This is a genomic window from Mesorhizobium sp. M0500, from assembly GCF_040321165.1.
GTDB lineage: Bacteria > Pseudomonadota > Alphaproteobacteria > Rhizobiales > Rhizobiaceae > Mesorhizobium.
Window position 1 is genome coordinate 1 of the sequence record NZ_JAMYRB010000083.1, and the last position, 1,091, is coordinate 1,091.

The 1,091-nt window shown below is 64.0% G+C and carries 1 protein-coding gene; it reads right to left on the reverse strand.

What is annotated here, in order from left to right:
• Positions 1 to 1,091, reverse strand: a 1,091-nt coding sequence (locus NKI70_RS33845) for an IS5 family transposase (protein WP_352726459.1), incomplete at both ends; no start/stop codon positions are given.

Below are 1,091 nucleotides of genomic sequence, written 5' to 3' on the forward strand. Positions count from 1 at the left end.
CCGCCAAGAGCTTGGGCAGCCGCACCAGATTGTAGGCGGCGGCCGCGAAGGTGAAGGCCCACCCAACGCGGTCGCGGCCGCGCAACTTGGTCTTCTCCTGTCCGACGACGGTCTTGATCCAGCCGAACGCCTCTTCGATGCGCTTTCTGATGCGCTGGCTGACGGCATAGCCACCGTGACGCGTGGTCCGGCGATCGATCGCGGAACGGCGGCCGTTCGTGTTCTGCGCCACGTGCGGCGTCACCTTCATCGAGCGCAACTCGTTGATGAAGTCCTCCGCGTCATAGGCCTTGTCGGCGCCGAGCGTGATCGCCTGCGGCCGGTCGGCGCGAGGTTCGATCATATGCAGGGCCGCCACTCGCTCGGCATGCCCGTCGGCCAGCGTCAGACAGGCATCGACCAGCAGGCCATGGCGGTTCTCCATCAGCCCATGTCCCATGAAGCACAACCTAGCCTCCTTGCCCCGCCCTTTGCGGTAGAGCCTGGCGTCGGGGTCGGTGGTCGAGGCGTGCGTCTCGTTCGATCGCCTCTCGCCGTGGAAGTCCGCTTCCGCGTTACGCCCGCCGTCCTGAGCCGGCGGCTCGCCTGAGTCATCTTCGCCCGAACCGCCCTTCGGCTTGACGCTCTTCATCGACGCCCAGGCCTCGATCAGCGTTCCGTCGACCGAGAAGTGATCCGTGGAAAGGAGCTTCTTCACCTTGGGCTGCGCCAGGACTGCACTTAGAAACTTCGCTGCGACGTTGCCCTCAAGCAGCCGGTCACGGTTCTTGGAGAACACCGAATGGTCCCAGGCTGCGTCGTCGACACCGATGCCGACGAACCAGCGGAACAAAAGATCGTATTCCAGCCGCTCCATCAAAAGCCGCTCCGAGCGGATCGAATAGAACGCCTGCAAAAGCATCGCCCGCAGCAGCTTCTCCGGCGGGATAGATGGCCGTCCGATCGGCGAATATAGCGCCGCGAACTCACGCTCCAGCCTCGACAGGGCTTCAGTCACGATCGTCCTGATCGCCCGCAATGGATGATTGCGCCGAACCCGGACCTCAAGGTCCACGTAGCTGAAAAGTTCGCCAGTTCGATCGTCGCCGCCG